Origin of the sequence: Microbacterium sp. C448 (assembly GCF_000582705.2) — a bacterium.
GTDB classification, from domain to species: domain Bacteria; phylum Actinomycetota; class Actinomycetes; order Actinomycetales; family Microbacteriaceae; genus Microbacterium; species Microbacterium lacus_A.
In genome coordinates this window covers 1-22,034 of sequence record NZ_HG779742.1, presented here as the reverse complement: position 1 = coordinate 22,034, position 22,034 = coordinate 1, and the positions used below count along the sequence as shown (strand labels likewise).

The window sequence follows — 22,034 nt, the reverse complement described above, 5'->3', positions numbered from 1 at the left end:
TCCTAAACCTGGAACGCCGGCGGAGGCCTAGCGCGCCTTCTTCTTGCCGGCGACGGTGCGCTTGGGGCCCTTGCGCGTACGGGCGTTCGTCTTGGTGCGCTGTCCGTGGACGGGCAGGCCACGACGGTGGCGGATCCCCTGGTAGGACCCGATCTCGACCTTGCGGCGGATGTCGGAGGCGACCTCGCGGCGAAGGTCACCCTCCACCTTGTACGTGGCCTCGATGTGGTCACGCAGCTGAACGAGCTGCTCGTCCGCGAGGTCCTTGACGCGGACGTCAGGGTCGATCTCGAGGGCGTTCAGGATCTCGACGGAACGGGTACGGCCAACGCCGTAGATGTAGGTCAGGGCGATGACCACGCGCTTATCGCGCGGGATGTCGACGCCAGCAAGACGTGCCATGCGGCTCTCCTAGGAGGTGTGTGGAGGTGTGGAGCAGAATCGGTGCCCGGGCCTCCGCCCGGGGTGTCCCCCCGCCCTGATCTCTCGGGACGAGGTTCTGAAACTGCCGTATGTATTCAGTTGTGTGCTGTGGTGCTGTTCTTGCAGAAAAAGCGGGAGCGTCTCAGCCCTGGCGCTGCTTGTGGCGCGGGTTGCTCTTGCAGATCACCATGACCACGCCGTGACGGCGGATGATCTTGCAGTGATCGCAGATGGGCTTGACGCTGGGGTTGACCTTCATGATGTTTCCTGTTCGCTGTCTTCGTACCCATGCGTCAAGAACGCATGGGCCGTTACTTCTCGACCGGTCTAGCGGTAGCGGTAAACGATTCGACCGCGGGTGAGGTCGTAGGGGCTGAGCTCTACGACGACGCGGTCTTCCGGAATGATGCGGATGTAGTTCTGCCGCATCTTGCCCGAGATCGTGGCCAGGACCTTGTGTCCGTTGCTCAGCTCAACGCGGAACATCGCGTTGGGAAGCGCCTCGGAGATCACGCCCTCGATCTCGATGACACCGTCTTTCTTGGCCATACACTCGCTAACGCTGGGCAGACCGGTCGGTCTGCGGTGGGTGGGATTTCGGTGTTTCGTCGGTGTCCCGGCGGAGTCGTGAGACACGCCGATAGACGGCGCAAAGCACCAAGGATCTATGGTATCCGACACGGATGCCCGAGGCAAATGCTCGCGGCATCCATTCCTACGCCGCCAGCGAACCGGGGCGCGAGGGTGCCCGTTCCACCCCGCGAGGGTGCCCGTTGTGTCAGCTCAGGCGATCGATGATGTCGACCTGCGGGTCGCCCGTCAGGTCGATGCGCTCGCCGTTGAAGGTCACGGTCGGCGTACCGCGCCCGCCGTCCGCGGTCGTCGGCATCGCCTGCGTGCGCTCCCCCACGAAGCCTTCGTAGGTGCGGTCGGTGATGCAGGATGCCGCGTCAGCAGCGCCCGCGTCCGTCGCGATCGAGATGATCTCGTCGTCGCTGAGGCCGGTGGTGCCCTCGGACGGCTGGTTCGCGTACATCGCCGAGACGAACGGCGTGACAGCCTCCGGCGTCGTGGTCGCCACGCAGTAGAGCGCGTTCGCCGCTCGGGTCGAAAACTGCGTGCCCTGCGACTGGTTGTCGAGAATCGCGACCGGGTGGTACTCGAGCGTGATCGAGCCGTCCGCGACGAGGTCGTTCAGCGTTTCGGCGTAGATCCCCTCGAACTGGTTGCAGATCGGGCACATGAAGTCGATGTAGGTGGCTACGACATCCGGACCGTCCCCGACCGAGATCGCACCGGTCTCGGTGTTGACGATCGCAGCCTCGGGCGCGGGACCGGGATCCGGGTTCGACGCGGCGTTGTTGATGAGCACGACGGCGACGCCCGCGACGACGACGACGGCAACCACCGCGACACTCACCCAGATCGCGAACCAGTTCGTGCGCTTACCCGCTGTGGCCATCATTACGTGCTCCTACGTCTGCCTCAGCCGATGGGCTGAGGTTCGATCCCGAACGCGGCCAGGCCCGCGGCCCCGCCGTCGGGTGCCGTCAGCACCCAGATTCCCCCATCGTGCACCGCGACGCTATGTTCCCAATGTGAGCCGGCTGAGCCGTCCACGGTAGAAACCGTCCAGTCGTCGTCTTCGACGAGCGTCGCGGGGTCGCCGGCGACGACCATGGGCTCGATCGCGAGCACCAGGCCGGGGCGAACCTCGGGCCCCGGGTCGGTCACGCGATAGTTGAACACCGACGGCGACTCGTGCATCTTGCGTCCGATGCCGTGTCCGACGTAGTCCGCGAGGATTCCGTACTCACCCTGCGCATCGACGTAGTCCTGGATCGCCGCGCCCACCTCGTTCAGGTGCCGCGCCGAAGCGAGCGCCGCGATCCCGGCCCAGAGCGATCCCTCGGTAACGCGCGAGAGCTCTTCGCGCTCGGCGACGACCTCGGGCCGCGACGGATCCGGCAGCACGACCGTGAAGGCGGAGTCGCCGTTCCAGCCCTGGTACTCGGCACCCGCATCGACGGACAGGATGTCCCCCGCGCCCAGCACGCGAGCGCCGGGTATGCCGTGCACCACCTGCTCGTTGACCGAGGTGCAGATCGTGTGCCGGTAGCCGCGCACCATCTGGAAGTTCGACTTCGCGCCGGCGGCGGTGATGACGCGGGATGCCTCGGCATCCAGCTCGAGCGTCGTGACGCCGGGGGCGACCAGCTCACGCACGGCCGCGAGGGCGCGCGCCGTGATGAGCCCGGGTTCGATCATCGCCCGCAACTGGGCGGGTGACTTATAGATCGAGCGCCGCAAAACCATGCGTGTCCTCGCGGGGAGCGATCAGGCGCCGCGGCGGACGAGCCCGCGGGCCTCGAGCGCTGCGAAGATGCGGTCGGTGATCTCGTCGAGCGTCCCGATACCGTCGATCCCGTCGACGATGCCCCGCTCGCCGTAGACGTCGAGGATCGGGGCCGTCTCGTTCTCGTAGATGTCGAGACGGTGGGCGATCACGTCGTCGGTGTCGTCGGAGCGCCCCTCTTGCGCGGCACGCAGTCCGAGACGCGCGATGCTCTCGGCCCGCGGCACACGCAGCTCGATCACGGCGTCGAGGGACTCGTCGCGGCTCGCGAGGAAGTCATCGAGATGCCCGACCTGCCCGAGATTGCGCGGGTAGCCATCGAGCAAGAATCCCGCCGCCGCATCGGGCTGCGCCAGACGATCGCGCACGATCTCGCTGGTCAGCTCGTCGGGCACGAGACGCCCCTGCTCGACGATCTGCTGCACGCGCTGCCCGAGCTCCGTGCCGTCCTTGATGTTCGCGCGGAAGACGTCGCCGGTCGAGACGACGGGGATGCCATAGGCCTCCGCGATGCGAACGCCCTGTGTGCCCTTGCCGGAACCCTGGGGTCCGACGATCAACAGCCGAGTTGCGCTCATCGCAGCAGCCCTTCGTAGTGGCGCTGCTGCAGCTGCGCGTCGATCTGCTTCACCGTCTCAAGACCCACACCGACGATGATCAGGATGGATGCTCCACCGAACGGGAAGTTCTGGTTCGCACCGACCGTTGCCAGCGCGATCAGCGGGAGCAGCGCGATCAGACCGAGGTAGATCGAGCCCGGCAGCGTGATGCGCGTGAGCACGTAATCGAGGTACTCGGCCGTCGGACGACCCGCGCGGATGCCGGGGATGAAGCCGCCGTAGCGCTTCATGTTGTCGGCGACCTCGACCGGGTTGAACGTGATGGCCACGTAGAAGTACGTGAAGCCGATGATCAGGAAGAAGTACACGGCCATGTAGATCGGGCTGTCGCCCGACGTCAGGTACTGCGAGATCCAGACGACCCACCCTGCCGGCTCTTCACCCGCGGCGGGCTGGTTGAACTGGGCCAGCAGCGCCGGGATGTACAGCAGCGACGACGCGAAGATAACGGGCACGACGCCGGCCATGTTGACCTTGATCGGGATGTACGTGTTGGTACCGCCGTACGTCCGGCGCCCGACCATCCGCTTCGCATACTGCACGGGCACACGCCGCTGCGATTGTTCAACGAACACCACCAGCGCAACGACCACGATTCCGACGGCGAGGACCAGCAGGAAGGTCTCGAAGCCACGGGCCTGCCAGATCGACCACATCGCGGAGGGGAACGTCGCGGCGATCGAGGTGAAGATCAGCAGCGACATGCCGTTGCCGACACCGCGTTCGGTGACCAGCTCGGCGAACCACATGATGAGGCCGGTACCGGCGGTCATCGTGATGATCATGAGCAGCTGCGCCCACCACGCGACGTTCGTCAGCAGGTTGTCACAGGCGGCGACGCCCGTGTTGCCGAAGAGCTGCCCGCTGCGAGCGACCGTGACGAGCGTCGTCGACTGCAGGAGCGCCAGCGCGATGGTCAGGTAGCGCGTGTACTGCGTCAGGCGCGCCTGACCCGCCTGGCCCTCTTTGTAGAGGGTCTCGAAGTGCGGGATGACGACGCGCAGCAACTGCGTGATGATCGTGGCCGTGATGTACGGCATGACGCCCAGCGCGAAGATCGACAGCTGCAGCAGGGCACCACCCGAGAACAGGTTGACGAGAGAGAGGAGTCCCTCCATGCCCTCGTTCTGCCCGATGCAGGACTGCACGTTCGCGAAGTCGACGAACGGCGTCGGCACGTGCGCACCGAGACGGTAGAGCACGATGATGCCCAAGGTGAAGGCGATCTTCCGGCGCAGGTCGGGTGTCCGGAAGATGCGCGCAATAGCGCTGAACAAGAAGGATCCTCCTGAAGGGAAGGGAGATGCCCGCGGGCGGGCCAAACATTAGGTTAGCCCAGGCTGCCCCTGCGAGCAGCCCATGCCCGAGATCGGCGGCAACGAGTGAGAAGTCCCGAGAACGGAGACAGGGGGCCGGAGGATGCCTCCGACCCCCTGTTTGAGAACAGTTCGTCCGTATTACTTGACGCTGCCGCCGGCGGCGACGATCTTCTGCTCGGCCGAGCCGGAGACCTTGTCGACGTTCACCAGGAGCTTCACTCCGATGTCGCCATCGCCCAGAACCTTGACCTTTTCGTTCTTGCGAACGGCGCCCTTGGCGACGAGGTCGGCAACGGTCACGTCGCCACCCGCCGGGTAGAGCTCGGCGAGCTTCTCGAGGTTGACGACCTGGTACTCGACGCGGAACGGGTTCTTGAACCCGCGCAGCTTCGGCGTACGCATGTGCAGCGGCATCTGGCCACCCTCGAAGCCGACGCGCACGGTGTTGCGGGCCTTGGTGCCCTTCGTGCCACGACCGGCCGTCTTGCCCTTCGAGCCCTCACCGCGACCGACGCGGGTCTTGGCCTTGTTGGCACCCGGGACGGGACGCAGGTGGTGAACCTTCAGCACACCGGGGCGCGACGCCGGAGCGTCGTCCTTCGGGGCGGCCTTCTTGGCGGGAGCCTTGGTCGCCGCTGCCTTCGGGGCGTCGGCAGAAGCCGAAGCCTTCGAAGCGGATGCCTTGGCAGGAGCCTTGGCGGGCGCCTTCTCAGCAGCAGCCTTCGCGGCGGGCGCCTTCTTCGCGGCAGCAGCCTTGGGGGCCGCAGCCTTCTTGGGCGCTGCAGCCTTGGCTTCGGCGGCCTCGGCCGCGTTGTCCTTTTCAGCCATTAGTCGATCTCCTCAACCTTCACGAGGTGAGCAACCGTGTTGACATAACCACGGTTCTGGGCGTCATCCGGACGGACGACCGAGTCGCCGATCCGCTTGAGGCCGAGGCTACGCAGCGTGTCGCGCTGGTACTGCTTCTCGCTCACCTTGGACTTGATCTGCGTGACCTTCAGTCGTGCAGCCATCATGCACCTGCCTTTGCTGCCGCAGCGGCGTCAGCCTCGGCACGAACAAGGCGCGCGGGGGCGACCTGGTCGAAGTCGAGACCACGACGTGCGGCGACGGCGCGGGGCTCCTCGAGCTGCTTCAGCGCGGCGACCGTCGCGTGCACGATGTTGATCGTGTTCGACGAGCCGAGCGACTTCGACAGGACATCGTGGATGCCCGCGCACTCGAGTACGGCGCGGACGGGACCGCCCGCGATAACACCGGTACCGGCGGCGGCGGGGCGGAGCAGGACGACGCCCGCTGCTGCCTCACCCTGCACGGGGTGCGGGATCGTCTTGTCGACGCGGGGCACACGGAAGAAGTTCCGTTTGGCCTCTTCGACACCCTTCGAGATGGCCAGGGGCACCTCGCGGGCCTTGCCGTAGCCGACACCGACGAGTCCGTTACCGTCTCCGACGATCACGAGGGCGGTGAAGCTGAAGCGACGACCACCCTTCACGACCTTCGAGACGCGGTTGATGGTGACGACGCGCTCCAGGAACTGGCTCTTGTCGGCATCACGCGAACCGCGGTCACGCTGGTTGGCGTTGCGCTCACGGCCACCGCGACGCGGCTCGCGCTCACGCTCGGCGGGCGCCTCGGTTGCAGCAGCCGTTTCAGGTGCAGCCGTCGCCTCGGGCGCGGCCTGCTCGGCAGTGGCTGCCACTTCGGTCTCCTTGATTTCACTCACAGGTTCAGTCCCCCTTCGCGGGCGCCGTCGGCGATCGCAGCGACGCGGCCGGCGTAGCGGTTACCGCCACGGTCGAACACGACATCCTCGATGCCGGCGGCCTTGGCACGCTCGGCGACGAGTTCGCCGACCTTGCGCGCCTTGGCGGTCTTGTCACCGTCGAACGAACGCAGGTCCGCTTCGAGGGTGGATGCCGACGCCACGGTGTGGCCCTTGGCGTCATCGACGACCTGGACGAACACGTGGCGTGCGGAGCGGGTCACGACGAGACGCGGGCGCAGCTCGGTGCCGACGACCTTCTTACGAAGGCGGGCATGGCGACGCGAACGAGCGTCTGACTTCGACTTAAGAGCCATGGTTACTTACCACTCTTTCCGGCCTTGCGACGCACGACCTCGCCGGCGTAGCGCACACCCTTGCCCTTGTAGGGCTCGGGCTTGCGAATCTTGCGGATGTTGGCCGCGGCTTCGCCGACGGCCTGCTTGTCGATGCCGCTCACGGTGACCTTGTTGTTGCCCTCGACCGTGAACGTGATGCCCGCGGGGGGCTCGACCAGGACGGGGTGTGAGAAGCCGAGGGCGAACTCGACCGAGCCGCCCTTCTGTGCGACGCGGTAACCCGTGCCGACGACCTCGAGGCCCTTGGTGTAGCCCGTGGTGACGCCGACGATGTTGTTGGCGATGAGGGTGCGCGTGAGTCCGTGCAGCGAACGCGATTCGCGCTCGTCGTCCGGACGCGACACGACGACCTGGTTCTCTTCGACGACGACCTCGATCGGACGAGCGATCGTCAGGCCGAGCTCACCCTTGGGTCCCTTGACCGAAACGTCCCGACCGGTCACCGTGACGGTGACGTCCGTGGGGATGTCGATGGGCAGTCTTCCAATACGTGACATCGAGGATCACCAAACGTAGGCGAGGACTTCCCCACCCACGCCCTTCTGCTCTGCCTGACGGTCGGTGAGAAGACCGGAGGAGGTGGACAGGATGGCAACGCCGAGGCCACCGAGAACGCGGGGGATCTCGCTGGACTTCGCGTAAACGCGCAGACCGGGCTTCGAAACGCGCTTGATGCCCGCAATGGAGCGCTCGCGGTTCGGGCCGTACTTCAGCGTCATGGTGAGCGTCTGGCCCACGCGGGCGTCCTCGATCTCCCACTCGGCGATGTAACCCTCACGCTTGAGGATCTCGGCGATGTGCGACTTGAGCTTGGAGCTCGGCAGGCTCACGGAATCGTGGTGCGCCGAGTTCGCGTTGCGCAGCCGGGTCAGCATGTCTGCGACCGGGTCTGTCATTGTCATGTGTTTGTTTCCTTCGTTCACCAGGTTTCGGATGCCTGTGCAAGGCAGACGACCTGTGGTGGTGTTATGGAGTCTTACGCCTCGGCGCGGAACGGGAAGCCGAGGTGACGCAGAAGTGCACGACCCTCGTCATCCGACTTCGCCGTGGTGACGACGGTGATGTCGAAACCACGGACGCGGTCGATCCGGTCCTGGTCGATCTCGTGGAACACGGACTGTTCCTGAAGACCGAAGGTGTAGTTGCCGTTGCCGTCGAACTGCTTGGACGACAGACCGCGGAAGTCGCGGATACGGGGCAGGGCGAGCGTCACGAGACGGTCGACGAACTCCCAGGCACGGTCGCCACGCAGCGTGACGTGGGCGCCGATGGGCTGACCCTCGCGCAGCTTGAACTGGGCGATCGACTTGCGGGCCTTCGTCACGAGCGGCTTCTGGCCGGTGATGCGGGTGAGGTCGTCGACCGCACCGTCCATCACCTTGCTGTCACGCGCGGCTTCGCCGACACCGGTGTTCACGACAACCTTGACCAGACCGGGGATCTGGTTGACGTTGGCGTACCCGAACTCTTCCTGAAGAGCCTTCTTGATCTCGGCCTGGTACTTCTGCTTCAGGCGCGGCTGGATTTTGCCAGCGGGCGCGGCAGTGGTGGTGCTCATCAGAGGTCCTTACCTGACTTCTTCGCGTAGCGGACGCGCACAGTGCGCTTCACGCCATCCTTCGTCCGCTCTTCGACGCGGTGACCGACACGGGTCGGCTTCTTCGTCTCGGGGTCGACGAGGGCGACGTTGGAGATGTGGATGGGGGCTTCGAGGGTCTCGATGCCACCGGTCTTGGTGCCGCGCTGGGTCTGGCCGACGCGCGAGTGCTTGGTGACGTAGTTCACGCCCTCCACGATCACCCGGTTGCGCTCGGTCAGGACCTCGAGGACCTTACCCTGCTTGCCGCGGTCTCCGCCGCGCTCGGGCTTAGCGCCCGTGATGACCTGCACGAGATCACCCTTTTTGATGTTGGCCATGATCAGATCACCTCCGGTGCGAGCGAGACGATCTTCATGAACTTGCGGTCACGAAGCTCGCGGCCGACCGGTCCGAAGATGCGGGTGCCGCGGGGCTCCCCGTCTGCCTTCAGGATGACGGCGGCGTTCTCGTCGAACTTGATGTAGGAACCGTCGGGACGACGGGTCTCCTTGACGGTACGGACGATGACCGCCTTGACGACATCGCCCTTCTTGACGTTTCCGCCGGGGATGGCGTCCTTGACGGTCGCCACGATCGTGTCGCCGAGGCCCGCATAGCGGCGCTTCGAGCCACCGAGCACACGGATCGTGAGCAGCTCCTTGGCGCCGGTGTTGTCGGCGACCTTGACTCGGGATTCCTGCTGAATCACTTGGCCTTCTCCAGAATCTCCACCAGGCGCCAGCGCTTGGTGGCGCTCAGCGGACGGGTCTCATTGATGACGACCAGGTCGCCGATTCCGGCGGAGTTCGCCTCGTCGTGCACCTTGACCTTCGACGTGCGGCGGATGACCTTGCCGTAAAGCGGGTGCTTCACGCGGTCTTCGACCTCGACGACGATCGTCTTGTCCATGCGGTCGCTCGTGACGTAGCCACGACGCGACTTGCGGTAACCACGGGCCGCGGCGTCGCGCACGTCGTGTGCGGACGACTCGTGTCCCGATGCCTGGACGGCAGCCTGGGGCTCCGCAGCCTCGGCCTTGGCGGCCTTCGGTGCGGCGGCCTTGGCGGGCGCCTTCTTGGCGGCGGGCTTTGCAGCCGCGGGCTTTGCAGCCTTCGGTGCGGCGGCCTTCGTCTCCTTGGCCTCAGCGGCCTTGGTCTCAGTTGCCTTCTCGGTGGCCATTACTCAGCCTCTCCTTCGGCGGTGTCCGAGGCATCCTCGGTCTTCTTCGCCTTCGTCTTCTTGGCCTTCGTCGCGACCTCCGCGGGAGCGGGCGTGGCACGGATGCCGAGCTCGCGCTCACGGATCACGGTGTAGAGCCGCGCGATGTCGCGCTTGACGGCGCGGATGCGACCGTGGCTCTCGAGCTGGCCGGTGGCCGACTGGAAGCGCAGGTTGAACAGCTCTTCCTTGGCCTTGCGCAGCTCCTCGACGAGGCGGTGGTCTTCCATCGTGTCGAGCTCAGACGGGCTGAGCTCCTTGGTACCGATAGCCATTACGCGTCGCCTTCCTCGCGCTTGATGATGCGTGCCTTCAGGGGCAGCTTGTGGATGGCACGGGTCAGTGCCTCGCGAGCGAGTTCTTCGCTGACGCCGGCGACCTCGAAGAGGACGCGACCCGGCTTGACGTTGGCAACCCACCACTCGGGCGAACCCTTACCGGAACCCATGCGGGTTTCGGCCGGCTTCTTCGTGAGCGGACGGTCGGGGTAGATGTTGATCCACACCTTTCCACCACGCTTGATGTGACGGGTCATCGCGATACGAGCGGACTCGATCTGACGGTTCGTCACGTAAGCGGGCGTCAGGGCCTGGATACCGTACTCACCGAACGAAACTTCGGTGCCTCCGGTGGCCGCACCCGAACGACCGGGGTGGTGCTGCTTGCGGTACTTGACCTTGCGGGGAATAAGCATCAGGCAGACGCTCCTTCTGCGACGGGGGCGTCGTTGCGCGGACCACGGCGACGGTCGCCACCACGGTCATCGCGGCCACGAGGCGCCTTGGGGGCGTTGGCCTGCTCGCGAGCGAGCTCCTTGTTCGTGAGGTCGCCCTTGTAGATCCAGACCTTCACACCGATGCGGCCGAACGTCGTCTTGGCCTCGTAGAAGCCGTAGTCGATGTTGGCGCGGAGCGTGTGCAGGGGTACGCGACCCTCGCGGTAGAACTCCGAACGGCTCATCTCCGCGCCGCCGAGGCGACCGGAAACCTGGATACGGACGCCCTTGGCTCCGGCGCGCTGGGCACCCTGGAGGCCCTTGCGCATCGCGCGGCGGAAGGCCACGCGACCCGTGAGCTGCTCGGCGATTCCCTGGGCGACCAGCTGAGCGTCGGCCTCGGGGTTCTTGACCTCGAGGATGTTCAGCTGGATCTGCTTGCCCGTGAGCTTCTCGAGATCGGTACGGATGCGCTCGGCCTCAGCACCACGACGACCGATCACGATGCCCGGGCGGGCGGTGTGAATGTCGACGCGGACGCGGTCGCGGGTGCGCTCGATCTCGATACGGCTCACGCCGGCGCGGTCGAGCGAGACCTGCAGGAGCTTACGGATCCGGATGTCCTCGGCGACGTAGTCGGCGTAACGCTGGCCGACCTTGGTCGAGTCCGAGAACCAACGGGACACGTGGTCCGTGGTGATCCCGAGGCGGAAGCCGTACGGGTTGACTTTCTGTCCCATTACTTGCTCGCCTTCTTGGTCTTGGCGGACGCCGGGGCGTCAGCGGCCACGGGCGTCGCGAGCACGACCGTGATGTGGCTCGTGCGCTTCTTGATCTGGAACGCGCGGCCCTGTGCGCGGGGGCGGAAACGCTTGAGCGTCGTGCCCTCGTCGACGTAGACGTTCGCGACGTACAGGTCGCGGTCGTCGAGGAACTCGCCGTCCTTGTCGGCCTTGACCCGAGCGTTGGCCATCGCCGAGGCGACGAGCTTCGATACGGGCTCCGACGCCGACTGCGGCGCGAACTTCAGGATCGCGAGGGCCTCTTCGGCCTGCTTTCCCTTGATGAGTGCGATGACACGACGAGCCTTCTGAGGGGTCACGCGGATGTGTCGCACGCGTGCGATGGACTCCACCATTTCTCTCTCCTCTGTCGCCGCCTTAGCGGCGACGGCCCTTCTTGTCGTCCTTCACGTGGCCGCGGAAGGTGCGGGTCGGCGCGAATTCGCCCAACTTGTGACCGACCATGGTCTCGGTCACGAACACGGGGATGTGCTTGCGACCGTCGTGGACGGCGATCGTGTGGCCGAGCATGGCCGGCACGATCATCGACCGGCGTGACCAGGTCTTGATGACGTTCTTGGAACCCGAATCGTTCTGGACGACAACCTTGCGAAGCAGGTGCTCGTCGACGAAGGGGCCCTTCTTAAGACTGCGTGGCATCTTCTGTTCCTACCTACTTGCGCTTCTTGCCGGCCGTGCGGCGGCGGACGATGAGCTTGTCGCTCTCCTTGTTGGCGTGCCGGGTGCGGCCTTCGGCCTGACCCCACGGCGAAACCGGGTGACGTCCACCGGACGTCTTACCCTCGCCACCACCGTGCGGGTGGTCGACCGGGTTCATGGCGACACCACGGACGGTCGGGCGAATGCCCTTCCAGCGGTTGCGACCGGCCTTGCCCCAGTTGATGTTCGACTGCTCGGCGTTGCCGACCTCGCCGATGGTCGCGCGGCAGCGCGCATCGACGTTGCGGATCTCACCCGAGGGCAGACGCAGCTGGGCGTAGGGGCCATCCTTCGCGACCAGACGCACGGAGACGCCGGCCGAACGGGCCATCTTCGCGCCGCCGCCGGGGCGGAGCTCTATGGCGTGGATGACCGTACCGGTCGGGATGTTGCGGAGCGGCAGGTTGTTGCCGGGCTTGATGTCGGCGCCGGAACCCGACTCGACGATGTCACCCTGCGACAGCTTGTTCGGCGCGATGATGTAGCGCTTCTCGCCGTCCGCGTAGTGCAGCAGCGCGATACGCGCCGTGCGGTTGGGGTCGTACTCGATGTGAGCGACCTTCGCGTCGATGCCGTCCTTGTCGTGGCGACGGAAGTCGATGACGCGGTACTGACGCTTGTGTCCACCACCGATGTGACGCGTGGTGATGCGGCCCTGGTTGTTGCGGCCACCCGTCTTGGAGAGCGGGCGCAGCAGCGACTTCTCGGGCGTCGAGCGCGTGATCTCGGCGAAGTCGGAGACCGACGAGCCGCGACGACCGGGGGTCGTCGGCTTGTACTTGCGAATTGCCATGGTGTCTCGTCCCTATCCCGACCGTCAGCCGACTGCCGTGAAGATGTCGATGGTGCCCGACTTCAGCGTGACGATGGCGCGCTTGGTGTCCTTGCGGCGGCCGGTGCCGAAGCGGGTGCGGCGGGCCTTGCCCACGCGGTTGATCGTGTTGACCGAAGCGACCTTCACGCCGAAGATCTTCTCGACGGCCAGCTTGATCTCGGTCTTGTCGGCGCGGGGGTCCACGAGGAACGTGTACTTACCCTCGTCGATGAGCCCGTAGCTCTTCTCCGAGACGACCGGCTTCAGGATGACGTCGCGCGGGTCCTTGTTCAGGGCCGTGTTCAGGGCGCTCATGCCGAGACCTCCGTGGTGGAGACCGTCTTGGATGCGACGAACGCATCGAAGGCGGCCTTGGTGAAGACGATGTCGTCCGAGACGAGCACGTCGTACGCGTTGAGCTGGTCGAACGTCAGCACGTGGACATACGCGAGGTTGCGGATGCTCTTGACGCTGATCTCGTCGTCACGCTCAATGACGACGAGGACGTTCTTGGTCGGCGCGACCGTGGCGAGGTACGTCGCAGCGGCCTTCGTCGACGGGGCGCCGGCGACACCGAGCGACTCGACGACGTGCAGGCGGTTGCCGCGAGCACGGTCGCTGAGGGCTCCGCGGAGCGCTGCGGCGATCATCTTCTTGGGCGTGCGCTGCGAGTAGTCGCGCGGCTTCGGCCCGTGGACGATGCCACCACCGGTCATGTGCGGCGCGCGGATCGAGCCCTGACGGGCGTTACCGGTGCCCTTCTGCTTGAAGGGCTTGCGGCCGGCACCCGAGACCTCGCCACGACGCTTGGTCGAGTGCGTGCCCTGGCGAGCCGCCGCGCGCTGCGCGACGACAACCTGGTGGATGAGAGGAATGTTCGTCTTGACGTCGAAGACCTCGGCGGGCAGGTTCACGGAACCGGCCTTCTTGCCGTCGGTACCCCGCACGTCGAGCGCGAGAGTCGAGTCAGTCATGTGGCTCATGCCCCCTTCACTGCGTTGCGGACGTAGACGATGCGGCCACGAGCACCGGGGACGGCGCCCTTGACGAGCAGCAGACCCTTCTCGGCGTCGACGGCGTGCACCGTGAGGTTCATGACGGTCACGCGCTCGCCACCCATACGGCCGGCCATGCGCATGCCCTTGAAGACACGGCTCGGGGTCGACGATGCGCCGATCGAGCCGGGCTTGCGGTGGTTACGGTGCGAACCGTGCGACGCCGAGACACCCTTGAAGTTGTGACGCTTCATGACACCGGCGAAGCCCTTGCCCTTGCTCGTGCCGACGACGTCGACGAGCTGGCCGGCCTCGAAGGTGCCCTCCGCGGTGAGCTCCTGACCGAGTGAGTAGTCAGCGGCATCCGCCGTGCGGATCTCGGTGAGGTGACGACGGGGCGTAACGCCCGCGGCCTCGAAGTGAGCCGTCTGGGGCTTGTTCACCTTGCGGGGGTCGATCTGCCCGTACGCGATCTGGACGGCCTTGTAGCCATCCTTCTCGGGGGTGCGGATCTGGGTGACGACGTTCGGAGCAACCTCGATCACCGTGACGGGGATCAGCTTGCCCTGCTCGTTCCATACCTGGGTCATGCCGAGCTTGGTGCCCAGCAGGCCCTTCGAAATCTTGTTGTTGATATCAGCCATGTCGAACCTCAGAGCTTGATCTCGATGTTGACATCGGCCGGGAGGTCGAGACGCATCAGCGAGTCGACGGCCTTGGGCGTCGGGTCGATGATGTCGATCAGGCGCTTGTGGGTGCGCATCTCGAAGTGCTCGCGGCTGTCCTTGTACTTGTGGGGGGAACGGATCACGGGGATCACGTTCTTCTCCGTCGGAAGGGGCACGGGGCCCACGACGGTTGCGCCCGCACGGGTCACGGTGTCGACGATCTTCCGCGCCGACGTGTCGATGACCTCGTGGTCATACGACTTCAGGCGAATGCGGATCTTTTGTCCCGCCATTGTCTGCTCACTCTCTATATCGCGTCGTACGGTTCCCAGATTTCTCTGGACGCATTGGACGCATGTGACGCTTGCGCGCCTCTGGCACTTTCTGCTGCACCGCTGTTCTGATGTCACACCGGATGCCGGGGCATCCGGATCACTGCCCCGCACGCACGCGTGCAAATCCCGCTTTCGCGGTTGGGGCTGTGGAGGTGTTCTGCTGCCCGCGGCCTAGACCTGCGCTTCACGCGGTCTATGCACTGCCTGGCAGTGATCCTGCGCGCGCCATGCGGCACGCCGGAATGTGGAACTGGACTAGTCTACGTGTCGCCCGGGCGTGTCGCAAACTCGGGCGTGTCGCCTACGGCGTGTCACGCGCGACGGTGCCCGATCTCAGCACCATCATCCGCGGCCGCGCCACATGTCCCACTTCGTCGGCCCTGTGTCCCACTTCGCGCCGGTAAGGCAGCCGGATAGCGGTGAAAAGTGGGACATGCCCGCGCGGCGCGTCCCACTTTCGCTCGCTCACCGGGCCTCTTACCGGTGCGAACTGGGACATACGACCGAGTTGCGAGGCAGGCACCCTCGCGCGCGGACAGCGCCGCGCTACTGGTTGCCGATGTGCTTGTCGACGTTGTCGCGCGTCTCGTCGACCTTCGCGTGGTGCTCTTCGGGCACGACCTTCTTGATGGCGTCGGCGGCGCCCGCGAGGAGCTTGTCGCTGACGTCCTCGGCCTTCTCGCTCTTCAGGGCCTCTTCGATCTTGTCCCGGTTCTGCTCGAACATCTGCTTGCCCTTGTTCACGATGTCGTCAACGCCCATGTTGTCCTCCTCCGACGCCCGAATGGCGCATGCTCACCAATTCTCCTGCTCCGTCGTTAGATCGTCCAGGCCTTCGCATGCGCGAGGCGCGGCGCGAAGCGCCCCGATCGGGCGAGATTCGAAAACCTCCTCGTCGAGTCCGACAAGAGCATTCGCGAGGTCGCACGCCTCGCGGGCCTGTCGTCGACCGGCCATCTGCGTGAGCACATCAACCAGAAGTACGGGATGTCCCCACGCGAGCTGCGCGCTCGGTTGCGACAGCCGTCCTGAGCAGGAGCGCGGCGGGCCCCGTATACCCCGCAACGCAGAAGTGCCCCCCGACCGAAGTCGAGGGGCACTTCCGAGCAAGCAGGTGTTACTTCAGGATCTTCGTGACCGTGCCGGCGCCGACGGTGCGGCCACCCTCACGGATCGCGAAGCCGAGGCCATCCTCCAGGGCGATCGGCTGGATGAGCTCGACCGTCATGTCGGTGGTGTCACCGGGCATGACCATCTCGGTGCCCTCGGGCAGCGAGATGACGCCGGTGACGTCGGTGGTGCGGAAGTAGAACTGCGGGCGGTAGTTCGTGTAGAAGGGGTTGTGACGGCCACCCTCCTCCTTGGACAGGATGTACGCCGTGCCCTCGAAGTTGGTGTGGGGCGTAACCGAACCCGGCTTCACGATGACCTGGCCACGCTCGACGTCGTCACGCTTGGTGCCGCGCAGGAGCAGACCACAGTTCTCGCCGGCCCAGGCCTCGTCGAGCTGCTTGTGGAACATCTCGATACCGGTGACGATCGTCTTCTGCGTCGGGCGCAGACCCACGATCTCGACCTCGGAGTTGATCGCGAGGGTACCGCGCTCGGCGCGACCCGTCACAACCGTGCCACGGCCGGTGATGGTGAAGACGTCCTCGACGGGCATGAGGAACGGCTTGTCCTTGTCGCGCACCGGGTCGGGGATCGACTCGTCGACGGCTTCCATGAGCTCGACGATCGCGTCGACCCACTTCTCGTCACCCTCGAGAGCCTTCAGGCCCGAGACGCGGATGACGGGGGCGTTGTCGCCATCGAAGTCCTGGCTCGAGAGCAGCTCGCGAACCTCGAGCTCGACGAGCTCCAGGATCTCTTCGTCGTCGACCATGTCCGACTTGTTCAGCGCGACCATGAGGTACGGCACGCCGACCTGCTTGGCGAGCAGAACGTGCTCACGCGTCTGGGCCATCGGGCCGTCGGTCGCGGCGACCACGAGGATTGCGCCGTCCATCTGGGCGGCACCCGTGATCATGTTCTTGATGTAGTCGGCGTGACCGGGCGCATCGACGTGCGCGTAGTGACGCTTCGGGGTCTCGTACTCGACGTGCGAGATGTTGATCGTGATGCCGCGCTGGCGCTCCTCGGGAGCGGAGTCGATCGACGCGAAGTCACGCTGCACGTTGGTGGCCGACGGGTACTTGTCGGCGAGCACCTTCGAGATTGCGGCGGTGAGCGTGGTCTTGCCGTGGTCGACGTGACCGATCGTTCCGATGTTCACGTGCGGCTTGGTCCGCTCGAACTTGGCCTTAGCCACTGGGTCCTCCTAGGACATTCGTGTAGATCCTCCGGGCGCTGGATTGCGACCGGTTCTCTACGGGGATTGGTTCTCAGCTTAGTAGAGAGAGTTGAAGTGATTCTGTGTGAAGTTGTGGACCGGCCCCTTCGCCAGCCGAGGGCTCGCCCTGAGCTTGTCGAAGGGGCCGGAAATCGAGCTACTCGCCCTTGTTCTTCTGGACGATCTCCTCGGCGACCGCCTTCGGAACCTCGGCGTAGCTGTCGAACTCCATGGAGTAGACGGCACGGCCGGAGGTCTTCGAGCGCAGGTCACCGATGTAGCCGAACATCTCGGACAGCGGGACATTCGCCCGCACGACCTTGACGCCCGCGGCATCTTCCATCGACTGGATCTGACCACGGCGGCTGTTGAGGTCACCGATGACGTCGCCCATGTACTCCTCGGGAGTACGCACCTCGACCGACATGATCGGCTCGAGGATGACGGGGTTCGCCTTGCGGACGGCCTCCTTGAAGCCCATCGAGCCGGCGATCTTGAACGCCATTTCCGACGAGTCGACATCGTGCGACGCACCATCGAGCAGGCTGGCCTTGACGCCCACCATGGGGTAGCCGGCGAGCACGCCGACGTTCATGGCGTCCTGGAAGCCCTGGTCGACCGGCGCGATGTACTCGCGCGGGATGCGTCCACCCGAGACCTTGTTCACGAACTCGTACGTCGTCTCGGCCGTGACCTCGAGCGGCTCGATCGCGAACTGGATCTTGGCGAACTGACCCGAACCACCGGTCTGCTTCTTGTGCGTGTAATCGTGACGCTCGACGGCCTTCTTGATCGTCTCGCGGTACGCGACCTGCGGCTTACCGACGTTGGCCTCGACCTTGAACTCGCGCTTCATGCGGTCGACGAGGATGTCGAGGTGCAACTCGCCCATGCCCTTGATGACCGTCTGGCCCGTGTCGGAGTTCTGCTCGACGCGGAACGTCGGGTCCTCTTCGGCGAGCTTCTGGATCGCGGTGCCCAGCTTCTCCTGGTCGGCCTTGGTCTTCGGCTCGATGGCGACCTCGATGACCGGCTCGGGGAACGTCATCGACTCGAGCACGACCTGGTGCTGCGCGTCCGAGAGGGTGTCGCCCGTCGTGGTGTCCTTGAGGCCGATGACCGCGTAGATGTGCCCGGCGGTGACAGCGTCGACCGGGTTCTCCTTGTTCGCGTACATCTGGAAGATCTTGCCGATGCGCTCTTTTTTGCTCTTGGTCGAGTTGACCACCTGGCTGCCCGAGTCGAGGTGACCCGAGTAGACGCGGATGTAGGTCAGACGACCGAAGAAGGGGTGCGTCACGATCTTGAACGCCAAGGCAGTGAACGGCTCGTCGCGGTCGGCGTGACGGGCGATGACGATCTCTTCGTCCTTGGGGTCGTGGGCCTCGATGGCCGGCACGTCCAGGGGCGACGGGAGGTAGTCGATCACGGCGTCGAGCATCGGCTGAACGCCGCGGTTCTTGAACGCCGAGCCACAGAGCACGGGGTAGAGCTCCGAGTTGACCGTCATCTTGCGAATCGCGGCCTTGACCTCGGCGACCGAAAGCTCTTCGCCACCGAAGTACTTCTCGAGCAGCGCCTCGTCGGACTCGGCCACCGTCTCGAGCAGCATTTCGCGGTACTTCGCGACGACCTCGGCCATGTCGGCCGGGATCTCCTGCACGTCGTACTTGGCGCCCATGGTCACGTCGCCCTTGGAGTCACCGGCCCAGACAAGGGCCCGCATCTCGACGAGGTCGACGACACCGAGGAAGTCGTTCTCTGCGCCGATGGGCAGCTGGATGACGAGCGGCTTGGCCTTCAGCTTGTTGATGATCGTGTCGACCGTGAAGTAGAAGTCGGCACCGAGCTTGTCCATCTTGTTGACGAAGCAGATGCGCGGGACGTCGTACTTGTCGGCCTGGCGCCAGACGGTCTCGGACTGGGGCTCGACGCCCTCCTTGCCGTCGAAGACGGCGACGGCGCCATCGAGGACGCGGAGCGAACGCTCGACCTCGACCGTGAAGTCGACGTGACCGGGGGTGTCGATGATGTTGATCTGGTTGTTGTTCCAGAAGCAGGTAACGGCGGCGGAGGTGATCGTGATGCCACGCTCCTGCTCCTGCTCCATCCAGTCGGTCGTGGACGCACCATCGTGCGTCTCACCGATCTTGTGGTTGGTTCCCGTGTAGTACAGGATGCGCTCGGTCGTCGTCGTCTTGCCGGCGTCGATGTGAGCCATGATGCCGATGTTGCGGACCTTGGTGAGGTCGGTGAGCACGTCTTGTGCCACGGGGTTTCCTTACTTGTGGTGACGGATGTCGCGGGAGTGGCCGGCCCGTGCGGGCCGGCCACTGGCGGCGCTGTTTACCAGCGGTAGTGCGCGAAGGCGCGGTTCGACTCGGCCATCTTGTGGGTGTCTTCGCGGCGCTTGACCGCGGCACCCAGGCCGTTCGAGGCGTCCAGGATCTCGTTCTGCAGACGCTCGGTCATCGTCTTCTCACGACGACCCTTCGCGTAGCTGACGAGCCAGCGCAGCGCCAGGGTGTTGGCGCGGTGCGGCTTGACCTCGACCGGGACCTGGTAGGTCGAGCCACCGACGCGGCGGCTGCGGACCTCGAGGGTCGGACGGACGTTGTCGAGCGCCTTCTTGAGCGTCGCGACGGCGTCCTGGCTGTTCTTCGACTCGACGCCGGCGAGGGCGTTGTAGACGATCGATTCAGCGAGGGACTTCTTGCCATCGACGAGGATCTTGTTCACGAGCTGCGTGACGATCGGAGCGCCGTATACCGGGTCGTTGACGACGGGGCGCTTCGGGGCGGGGCCTTTACGAGGCATGGTGCTTAACCCTTCTTCGCGCCGTAGCGGCTACGAGCCTGCTTACGGTTCTTGACGGCCTGCGTGTCGAGAGCGCCACGCACGATCTTGTAACGCACACCGGGGAGGTCCTTCACACGACCGCCGCGCACGAGCACCATCGAGTGCTCCTGGAGGTTGTGGCCCTCGCCGGGGATGTACGCCGTGACCTCGGTGCCGTTCGACAGCTTCACACGGGCGACCTTGCGCATCGCCGAGTTGGGCTTCTTGGGGGTGGTCGTGTACACGCGCGTGCAGACGCCGCGCTGCTGCGGGTTCGCCTTCAGGGCGGGAGCCTTGGTCTTTACGACCTTCGGCGTCCGTCCCTTGCGAACCAACTGCTGAATAGTTGGCACTTCTTCTCCTTGATGGTGCTGCACGGTGACAGCGAGCGTGTTCTCCGCCCGACGCGATCCGGGGATCTTGTCGGGTTCACGTCGACCCTCCGACGCGCCAGATGACTGTCACGTGTGGTGGGGGTATGCCGTGGGGGAGACCTGTTTGCAGGCCCGTCCCTGAGATGTGGCGTTCGCTGCCCGTATCGGACCGGTAGGCACGGAGCGGAGAACCGCTTCGCGCCCGAGGCACGTCACATGGCGCGCGCGAACGCACACCCACCCATGATACGCCCGGCTTCGGCGTGCGGTCAAACGAGCGCAGCGGCTCTCACACGCCACCAGCGAACAAGAGGGCGACGAGGGCGGCAAGCAGCACCACGACGAGCGCGAGGATCGTGGCGATGAGTGCGGCGAATCGTCGGCGCGCTCGCGTACGGAGAGAGCGGCGGATGCCCGAGGCATCCGGAATCGGATCGTGCTTCGTCCGCTCGCCGACCTCGGCACGCTCGCCTGTCGCCTCGGGCTGTCCCTTGCGCGATCCTCGTACGGGGGCCGCGACCCGGCTCGGGTACGCCGCGACCGCACCGGCAACCGCGGGGGTGGGCTCGGAGGTTCCCGCGGAGGCGCCCCGACGATGCGAACCCCGGCGGACGATGACGGTGTCGTCCGCGTGATCCGTGTCGGCGAGCACGACGTGATCGGGCGGCGCCGGCACGCGGGGGCGGCGCACGGTCGTGTCACCCCCGGGTATGTCTTCGACGACCTCGCCCCCAGCACCCGGTGCGCCCGGTGCGTTCGGCTCGGCGGTATCGGTCACTCGCCCTCCCGGCGCAGTCCGAACTCGGCATCACCGAGCAGGAACCGCGGGGTCAGCTGCTCGGGGGAGCCGGCTGCGGCGTCCTTCTCGGCGCCGTCCTCACCGATCAGGATCACGCCGTTGGTGGAATCGAGATCGACGATCATCCATCCGTCGGGCGTCAGCTCCATGCGCGCGTGCGTCTTCGAGACCGTCCGCGTCTCATCGGGGATCGAGACGAGTTGCACATCGCCGTCATCGGGCTCACGGTGCGGTCTGCGGCCGATGATGACGACATCCGCCGTCAGCGGGATCGGCGCTCCCAGGGTGGGCACGAGCGTCCAGACCGTCCGACGACGCGCGACGACGATCGTCTCGTCGAACGATTCGTCGAGCTCTTCGTTCCCGGGAATCTCCGGACGCTTGTGCTGGGCGGACACCGACGTGCGCGCCGAACGAGGTGCACCCGATGTCGGTGCCCCTTGGACGGCGGATACCTCGGCGGAGGACTCGTAGGTCAGCTCGGACGAGCCGAGGAACGGTTGGAAGGAAGGCGGGCGGACGGCGGCCGACGCGGCCGGAGCCCAGGGTTCATTCGACGACCTCGCCGAGACGGGGGGCTCGGCTTGCGGCCGCGAGCCCTCGGTGTCGTCCATGTCTTCGGGAGAGAACGTGGGCCGCGGACCCGGCACTCCCTCCGCCGTGGATGTGCCGTGCAGGAACCCCCGGACCGGGACATCGGCGGTCGACGTATCCGTGCGCCGCGCAAAGGCGGCCGGTGTCGTCTGCATCGTGGATCGGAAGGTGGGCACCGGGGGAAGGGGCGCCGATTCCCGTGCGGTTTCGACGGGCATCAGGGGCGCTCCACCGCGTCCGACCGGCACCGGGACGACGGAGGGATACCCGTCGATCGTGGGGGGCGCGGGGCGCGGGGGCAGATCGGGTCCGCCCGCCGGCCCGTGGGTTCCGAACACCGACGCGAGCGCGGCGGCGCCCGCCGGAGTGGCCGGAGGCGCGGGGGTCGGTGCCTCCGGGGCCCGCCAACCGTCGTCCGCCGCCGAGCGT

34 protein-coding genes are annotated in these 22,034 nt (G+C 65.8%); all 34 read right to left on the bottom strand.

From position 1 onward, the window contains the following. Nucleotides 1-27: 27 nt before the first annotated feature. A complete protein-coding gene (gene rpsM / locus MIC448_RS12015; RefSeq protein ID WP_036299989.1) occupies nt 28-402 on the bottom strand; it encodes a 30S ribosomal protein S13 in 375 nt (124 codons plus the stop codon). Nucleotides 403-565: 163 nt separating this feature from the next. Continuing rightward, the gene (gene rpmJ / locus MIC448_RS12010) at nt 566-682 is read right to left on the bottom strand and encodes a 50S ribosomal protein L36 (protein WP_036299987.1); all 117 of its coding nucleotides are present in this window, start codon (nt 680-682) and stop codon (nt 566-568) included. 68 nt (nt 683-750) lie between these two features. Continuing rightward, nucleotides 751-972, bottom strand: coding sequence for a translation initiation factor IF-1 (infA, locus tag MIC448_RS12005; RefSeq protein WP_017201569.1), 222 nt, complete (start codon nt 970-972; stop codon nt 751-753). A gap of 229 nt (nt 973-1,201) precedes the next feature. Further along, entirely contained in the window at nt 1,202-1,888 is a 687-nt protein-coding gene (locus tag MIC448_RS12000) for a thioredoxin domain-containing protein (protein WP_243419992.1), read from the bottom strand. Between the two features lie 20 nt (nt 1,889-1,908). After that, nucleotides 1,909-2,739, bottom strand: coding sequence for a type I methionyl aminopeptidase (gene map, locus MIC448_RS11995; protein ID WP_036299985.1), 831 nt, complete (start codon nt 2,737-2,739; stop codon nt 1,909-1,911). Between the two features lie 21 nt (nt 2,740-2,760). Beyond that, nucleotides 2,761-3,357, bottom strand: coding sequence for an adenylate kinase (locus MIC448_RS11990; RefSeq protein ID WP_036299983.1), 597 nt, complete (start codon nt 3,355-3,357; stop codon nt 2,761-2,763). Continuing rightward, the gene (gene secY / locus MIC448_RS11985) at nt 3,354-4,676 is read right to left on the bottom strand and encodes a preprotein translocase subunit SecY (RefSeq protein ID WP_036299981.1); all 1,323 of its coding nucleotides are present in this window, start codon (nt 4,674-4,676) and stop codon (nt 3,354-3,356) included. The genes MIC448_RS11990 and secY overlap by 4 nt, the downstream gene beginning before the upstream one ends. 180 nt (nt 4,677-4,856) lie before the next feature. Then, a complete protein-coding gene (gene rplO / locus MIC448_RS16455; RefSeq protein ID WP_081766383.1) occupies nt 4,857-5,546 on the bottom strand; it encodes a 50S ribosomal protein L15 in 690 nt (229 codons plus the stop codon). Further along, nucleotides 5,546-5,731 (bottom strand): 50S ribosomal protein L30, encoded by a 186-nt coding sequence (rpmD, locus tag MIC448_RS11975; protein ID WP_036299980.1) that lies wholly within the window; start codon nt 5,729-5,731, stop codon nt 5,546-5,548. Before rpmD ends, rplO begins: the two co-directional genes overlap by 1 nt. Further along, on the bottom strand, nt 5,731-6,420 hold the full coding sequence (gene rpsE / locus MIC448_RS11970) for a 30S ribosomal protein S5 (protein WP_081766382.1): 690 nt from the start codon (nt 6,418-6,420) through the stop codon (nt 5,731-5,733). Before rpsE ends, rpmD begins: the two co-directional genes overlap by 1 nt. 20 nt (nt 6,421-6,440) lie before the next feature. Next, complete coding sequence (gene rplR / locus MIC448_RS11965; protein ID WP_036299976.1) at nt 6,441-6,800, bottom strand: 50S ribosomal protein L18; 360 nt, start codon at nt 6,798-6,800, stop codon at nt 6,441-6,443. A 2-nt stretch (nt 6,801-6,802) separates the two neighbouring features. After that, entirely contained in the window at nt 6,803-7,339 is a 537-nt protein-coding gene (rplF, locus tag MIC448_RS11960; RefSeq protein WP_036299975.1) for a 50S ribosomal protein L6, read from the bottom strand. Between the two features lie 6 nt (nt 7,340-7,345). Continuing rightward, on the bottom strand, nt 7,346-7,744 hold the full coding sequence (gene rpsH, locus MIC448_RS11955) for a 30S ribosomal protein S8 (protein ID WP_036299974.1): 399 nt from the start codon (nt 7,742-7,744) through the stop codon (nt 7,346-7,348). A 74-nt stretch (nt 7,745-7,818) separates the two neighbouring features. Then, nucleotides 7,819-8,400 carry a 50S ribosomal protein L5 gene (gene rplE / locus MIC448_RS11950; protein WP_036299972.1) on the bottom strand — a complete coding sequence of 194 codons (582 nt, stop codon included), beginning with the start codon at nt 8,398-8,400 and terminating at the stop codon, nt 7,819-7,821. After that, nucleotides 8,400-8,759, bottom strand: a complete 360-nt coding sequence (gene rplX / locus MIC448_RS11945; RefSeq protein ID WP_036299970.1) for a 50S ribosomal protein L24 — start codon at nt 8,757-8,759, stop codon at nt 8,400-8,402. The genes rplE and rplX overlap by 1 nt, the downstream gene beginning before the upstream one ends. 2 nt (nt 8,760-8,761) lie before the next feature. Beyond that, nucleotides 8,762-9,130 carry a 50S ribosomal protein L14 gene (gene rplN, locus MIC448_RS11940; RefSeq protein ID WP_036299968.1) on the bottom strand — a complete coding sequence of 123 codons (369 nt, stop codon included), beginning with the start codon at nt 9,128-9,130 and terminating at the stop codon, nt 8,762-8,764. Further along, entirely contained in the window at nt 9,127-9,600 is a 474-nt protein-coding gene (gene rpsQ / locus MIC448_RS16450) for a 30S ribosomal protein S17 (RefSeq protein WP_232711683.1), read from the bottom strand. Before rpsQ ends, rplN begins: the two co-directional genes overlap by 4 nt. Continuing rightward, on the bottom strand, nt 9,600-9,914 hold the full coding sequence (gene rpmC / locus MIC448_RS11930) for a 50S ribosomal protein L29 (protein WP_036299966.1): 315 nt from the start codon (nt 9,912-9,914) through the stop codon (nt 9,600-9,602). The genes rpsQ and rpmC overlap by 1 nt, the downstream gene beginning before the upstream one ends. Beyond that, complete coding sequence (rplP, locus tag MIC448_RS11925) at nt 9,914-10,333, bottom strand: 50S ribosomal protein L16 (protein WP_036299964.1); 420 nt, start codon at nt 10,331-10,333, stop codon at nt 9,914-9,916. Before rplP ends, rpmC begins: the two co-directional genes overlap by 1 nt. Beyond that, nucleotides 10,333-11,094, bottom strand: a complete 762-nt coding sequence (gene rpsC / locus MIC448_RS11920) for a 30S ribosomal protein S3 (protein ID WP_036299961.1) — start codon at nt 11,092-11,094, stop codon at nt 10,333-10,335. Before rpsC ends, rplP begins: the two co-directional genes overlap by 1 nt. Then, a complete protein-coding gene (gene rplV, locus MIC448_RS11915; RefSeq protein ID WP_036299959.1) occupies nt 11,094-11,492 on the bottom strand; it encodes a 50S ribosomal protein L22 in 399 nt (132 codons plus the stop codon). Before rplV ends, rpsC begins: the two co-directional genes overlap by 1 nt. A 22-nt stretch (nt 11,493-11,514) precedes the next feature. Further along, nucleotides 11,515-11,796: a 30S ribosomal protein S19 gene (gene rpsS / locus MIC448_RS11910; RefSeq protein ID WP_036299957.1), complete on the bottom strand. Its 282-nt coding sequence runs from the start codon at nt 11,794-11,796 to the stop codon at nt 11,515-11,517. 13 nt (nt 11,797-11,809) lie between these two features. After that, a complete protein-coding gene (gene rplB / locus MIC448_RS11905) occupies nt 11,810-12,649 on the bottom strand; it encodes a 50S ribosomal protein L2 (protein ID WP_036299955.1) in 840 nt (279 codons plus the stop codon). Between the two features lie 24 nt (nt 12,650-12,673). Beyond that, the gene (gene rplW / locus MIC448_RS11900; protein ID WP_036299953.1) at nt 12,674-12,985 is read right to left on the bottom strand and encodes a 50S ribosomal protein L23; all 312 of its coding nucleotides are present in this window, start codon (nt 12,983-12,985) and stop codon (nt 12,674-12,676) included. After that, nucleotides 12,982-13,644, bottom strand: coding sequence for a 50S ribosomal protein L4 (gene rplD, locus MIC448_RS11895; RefSeq protein ID WP_036299951.1), 663 nt, complete (start codon nt 13,642-13,644; stop codon nt 12,982-12,984). Before rplD ends, rplW begins: the two co-directional genes overlap by 4 nt. A 5-nt stretch (nt 13,645-13,649) precedes the next feature. Beyond that, a complete protein-coding gene (gene rplC, locus MIC448_RS11890; protein ID WP_036299949.1) occupies nt 13,650-14,309 on the bottom strand; it encodes a 50S ribosomal protein L3 in 660 nt (219 codons plus the stop codon). 8 nt (nt 14,310-14,317) lie between these two features. After that, nucleotides 14,318-14,626, bottom strand: coding sequence for a 30S ribosomal protein S10 (gene rpsJ, locus MIC448_RS11885; RefSeq protein WP_036299948.1), 309 nt, complete (start codon nt 14,624-14,626; stop codon nt 14,318-14,320). Nucleotides 14,627-15,214: 588 nt separating this feature from the next. Next, a complete protein-coding gene (locus MIC448_RS11880; protein WP_036299946.1) occupies nt 15,215-15,430 on the bottom strand; it encodes a hypothetical protein in 216 nt (71 codons plus the stop codon). Between the two features lie 355 nt (nt 15,431-15,785). Next, nucleotides 15,786-16,979: an elongation factor Tu gene (gene tuf, locus MIC448_RS11875; protein ID WP_036299944.1), complete on the bottom strand. Its 1,194-nt coding sequence runs from the start codon at nt 16,977-16,979 to the stop codon at nt 15,786-15,788. Between the two features lie 178 nt (nt 16,980-17,157). Further along, entirely contained in the window at nt 17,158-19,272 is a 2,115-nt protein-coding gene (fusA, locus tag MIC448_RS11870; RefSeq protein ID WP_036299942.1) for an elongation factor G, read from the bottom strand. A 74-nt stretch (nt 19,273-19,346) separates the two neighbouring features. Next, nucleotides 19,347-19,817, bottom strand: a complete 471-nt coding sequence (gene rpsG / locus MIC448_RS11865) for a 30S ribosomal protein S7 (RefSeq protein WP_036299940.1) — start codon at nt 19,815-19,817, stop codon at nt 19,347-19,349. A gap of 5 nt (nt 19,818-19,822) precedes the next feature. Then, nucleotides 19,823-20,191 (bottom strand): 30S ribosomal protein S12, encoded by a 369-nt coding sequence (rpsL, locus tag MIC448_RS11860; protein WP_036299939.1) that lies wholly within the window; start codon nt 20,189-20,191, stop codon nt 19,823-19,825. Between the two features lie 310 nt (nt 20,192-20,501). Next, nucleotides 20,502-20,990 (bottom strand): hypothetical protein, encoded by a 489-nt coding sequence (locus tag MIC448_RS11855; protein WP_036299937.1) that lies wholly within the window; start codon nt 20,988-20,990, stop codon nt 20,502-20,504. Further along, a partial coding sequence (locus MIC448_RS11850; RefSeq protein ID WP_144238044.1) for an FHA domain-containing protein occupies nt 20,987-22,034 on the bottom strand: 1,048 nt, incomplete at its 5' end. The genes MIC448_RS11855 and MIC448_RS11850, both read right to left, overlap by 4 nt.

What these genes read in the sequence shown, in the direction of transcription:
- rpsM (WP_036299989.1), bottom strand. Translation starts at nt 402, where the DNA reads ATGGCACGTCTTGCTGGCGTCGACATCCCGCGCGATAAGCGCGTGGTC.
- rplB (WP_036299955.1), bottom strand. Translation starts at nt 12,649, where the DNA reads ATGGCAATTCGCAAGTACAAGCCGACGACCCCCGGTCGTCGCGGCTCG.
- rpsQ (WP_232711683.1), bottom strand. Translation starts at nt 9,600, where the DNA reads ATGGCCACCGAGAAGGCAACTGAGACCAAGGCCGCTGAGGCCAAGGAG.
- MIC448_RS11880 (WP_036299946.1), bottom strand. Translation starts at nt 15,430, where the DNA reads ATGGGCGTTGACGACATCGTGAACAAGGGCAAGCAGATGTTCGAGCAG.
- rplF (WP_036299975.1), bottom strand. Translation starts at nt 7,339, where the DNA reads ATGTCACGTATTGGAAGACTGCCCATCGACATCCCCACGGACGTCACC.
- rpsG (WP_036299940.1), bottom strand. Translation starts at nt 19,817, where the DNA reads ATGCCTCGTAAAGGCCCCGCCCCGAAGCGCCCCGTCGTCAACGACCCG.
- rplV (WP_036299959.1), bottom strand. Translation starts at nt 11,492, where the DNA reads ATGGTGGAGTCCATCGCACGCGTGCGACACATCCGCGTGACCCCTCAG.
- rpsJ (WP_036299948.1), bottom strand. Translation starts at nt 14,626, where the DNA reads ATGGCGGGACAAAAGATCCGCATTCGCCTGAAGTCGTATGACCACGAG.
- rplD (WP_036299951.1), bottom strand. Translation starts at nt 13,644, where the DNA reads ATGACTGACTCGACTCTCGCGCTCGACGTGCGGGGTACCGACGGCAAG.
- map (WP_036299985.1), bottom strand. Translation starts at nt 2,739, where the DNA reads ATGGTTTTGCGGCGCTCGATCTATAAGTCACCCGCCCAGTTGCGGGCG.
- rpmD (WP_036299980.1), bottom strand. Translation starts at nt 5,731, where the DNA reads ATGGCTGCACGACTGAAGGTCACGCAGATCAAGTCCAAGGTGAGCGAG.
- MIC448_RS11990 (WP_036299983.1), bottom strand. Translation starts at nt 3,357, where the DNA reads ATGAGCGCAACTCGGCTGTTGATCGTCGGACCCCAGGGTTCCGGCAAG.
- rplC (WP_036299949.1), bottom strand. Translation starts at nt 14,309, where the DNA reads ATGGCTGATATCAACAACAAGATTTCGAAGGGCCTGCTGGGCACCAAG.
- rplP (WP_036299964.1), bottom strand. Translation starts at nt 10,333, where the DNA reads ATGCTTATTCCCCGCAAGGTCAAGTACCGCAAGCAGCACCACCCCGGT.
- rplW (WP_036299953.1), bottom strand. Translation starts at nt 12,985, where the DNA reads ATGAGCGCCCTGAACACGGCCCTGAACAAGGACCCGCGCGACGTCATC.
- rplO (WP_081766383.1), bottom strand. Translation starts at nt 5,546, where the DNA reads ATGGCTGAAAAGGACAACGCGGCCGAGGCCGCCGAAGCCAAGGCTGCA.
- rplE (WP_036299972.1), bottom strand. Translation starts at nt 8,400, where the DNA reads ATGAGCACCACCACTGCCGCGCCCGCTGGCAAAATCCAGCCGCGCCTG.
- rpmJ (WP_036299987.1), bottom strand. Translation starts at nt 682, where the DNA reads ATGAAGGTCAACCCCAGCGTCAAGCCCATCTGCGATCACTGCAAGATC.
- rpsH (WP_036299974.1), bottom strand. Translation starts at nt 7,744, where the DNA reads ATGACAATGACAGACCCGGTCGCAGACATGCTGACCCGGCTGCGCAAC.
- rplX (WP_036299970.1), bottom strand. Translation starts at nt 8,759, where the DNA reads ATGGCCAACATCAAAAAGGGTGATCTCGTGCAGGTCATCACGGGCGCT.
- rpmC (WP_036299966.1), bottom strand. Translation starts at nt 9,914, where the DNA reads ATGGCTATCGGTACCAAGGAGCTCAGCCCGTCTGAGCTCGACACGATG.
- rpsS (WP_036299957.1), bottom strand. Translation starts at nt 11,796, where the DNA reads ATGCCACGCAGTCTTAAGAAGGGCCCCTTCGTCGACGAGCACCTGCTT.
- infA (WP_017201569.1), bottom strand. Translation starts at nt 972, where the DNA reads ATGGCCAAGAAAGACGGTGTCATCGAGATCGAGGGCGTGATCTCCGAG.
- rpsC (WP_036299961.1), bottom strand. Translation starts at nt 11,094, where the DNA reads ATGGGACAGAAAGTCAACCCGTACGGCTTCCGCCTCGGGATCACCACG.
- MIC448_RS12000 (WP_243419992.1), bottom strand. Translation starts at nt 1,888, where the DNA reads ATGATGGCCACAGCGGGTAAGCGCACGAACTGGTTCGCGATCTGGGTG.
- rplR (WP_036299976.1), bottom strand. Translation starts at nt 6,800, where the DNA reads ATGGCTCTTAAGTCGAAGTCAGACGCTCGTTCGCGTCGCCATGCCCGC.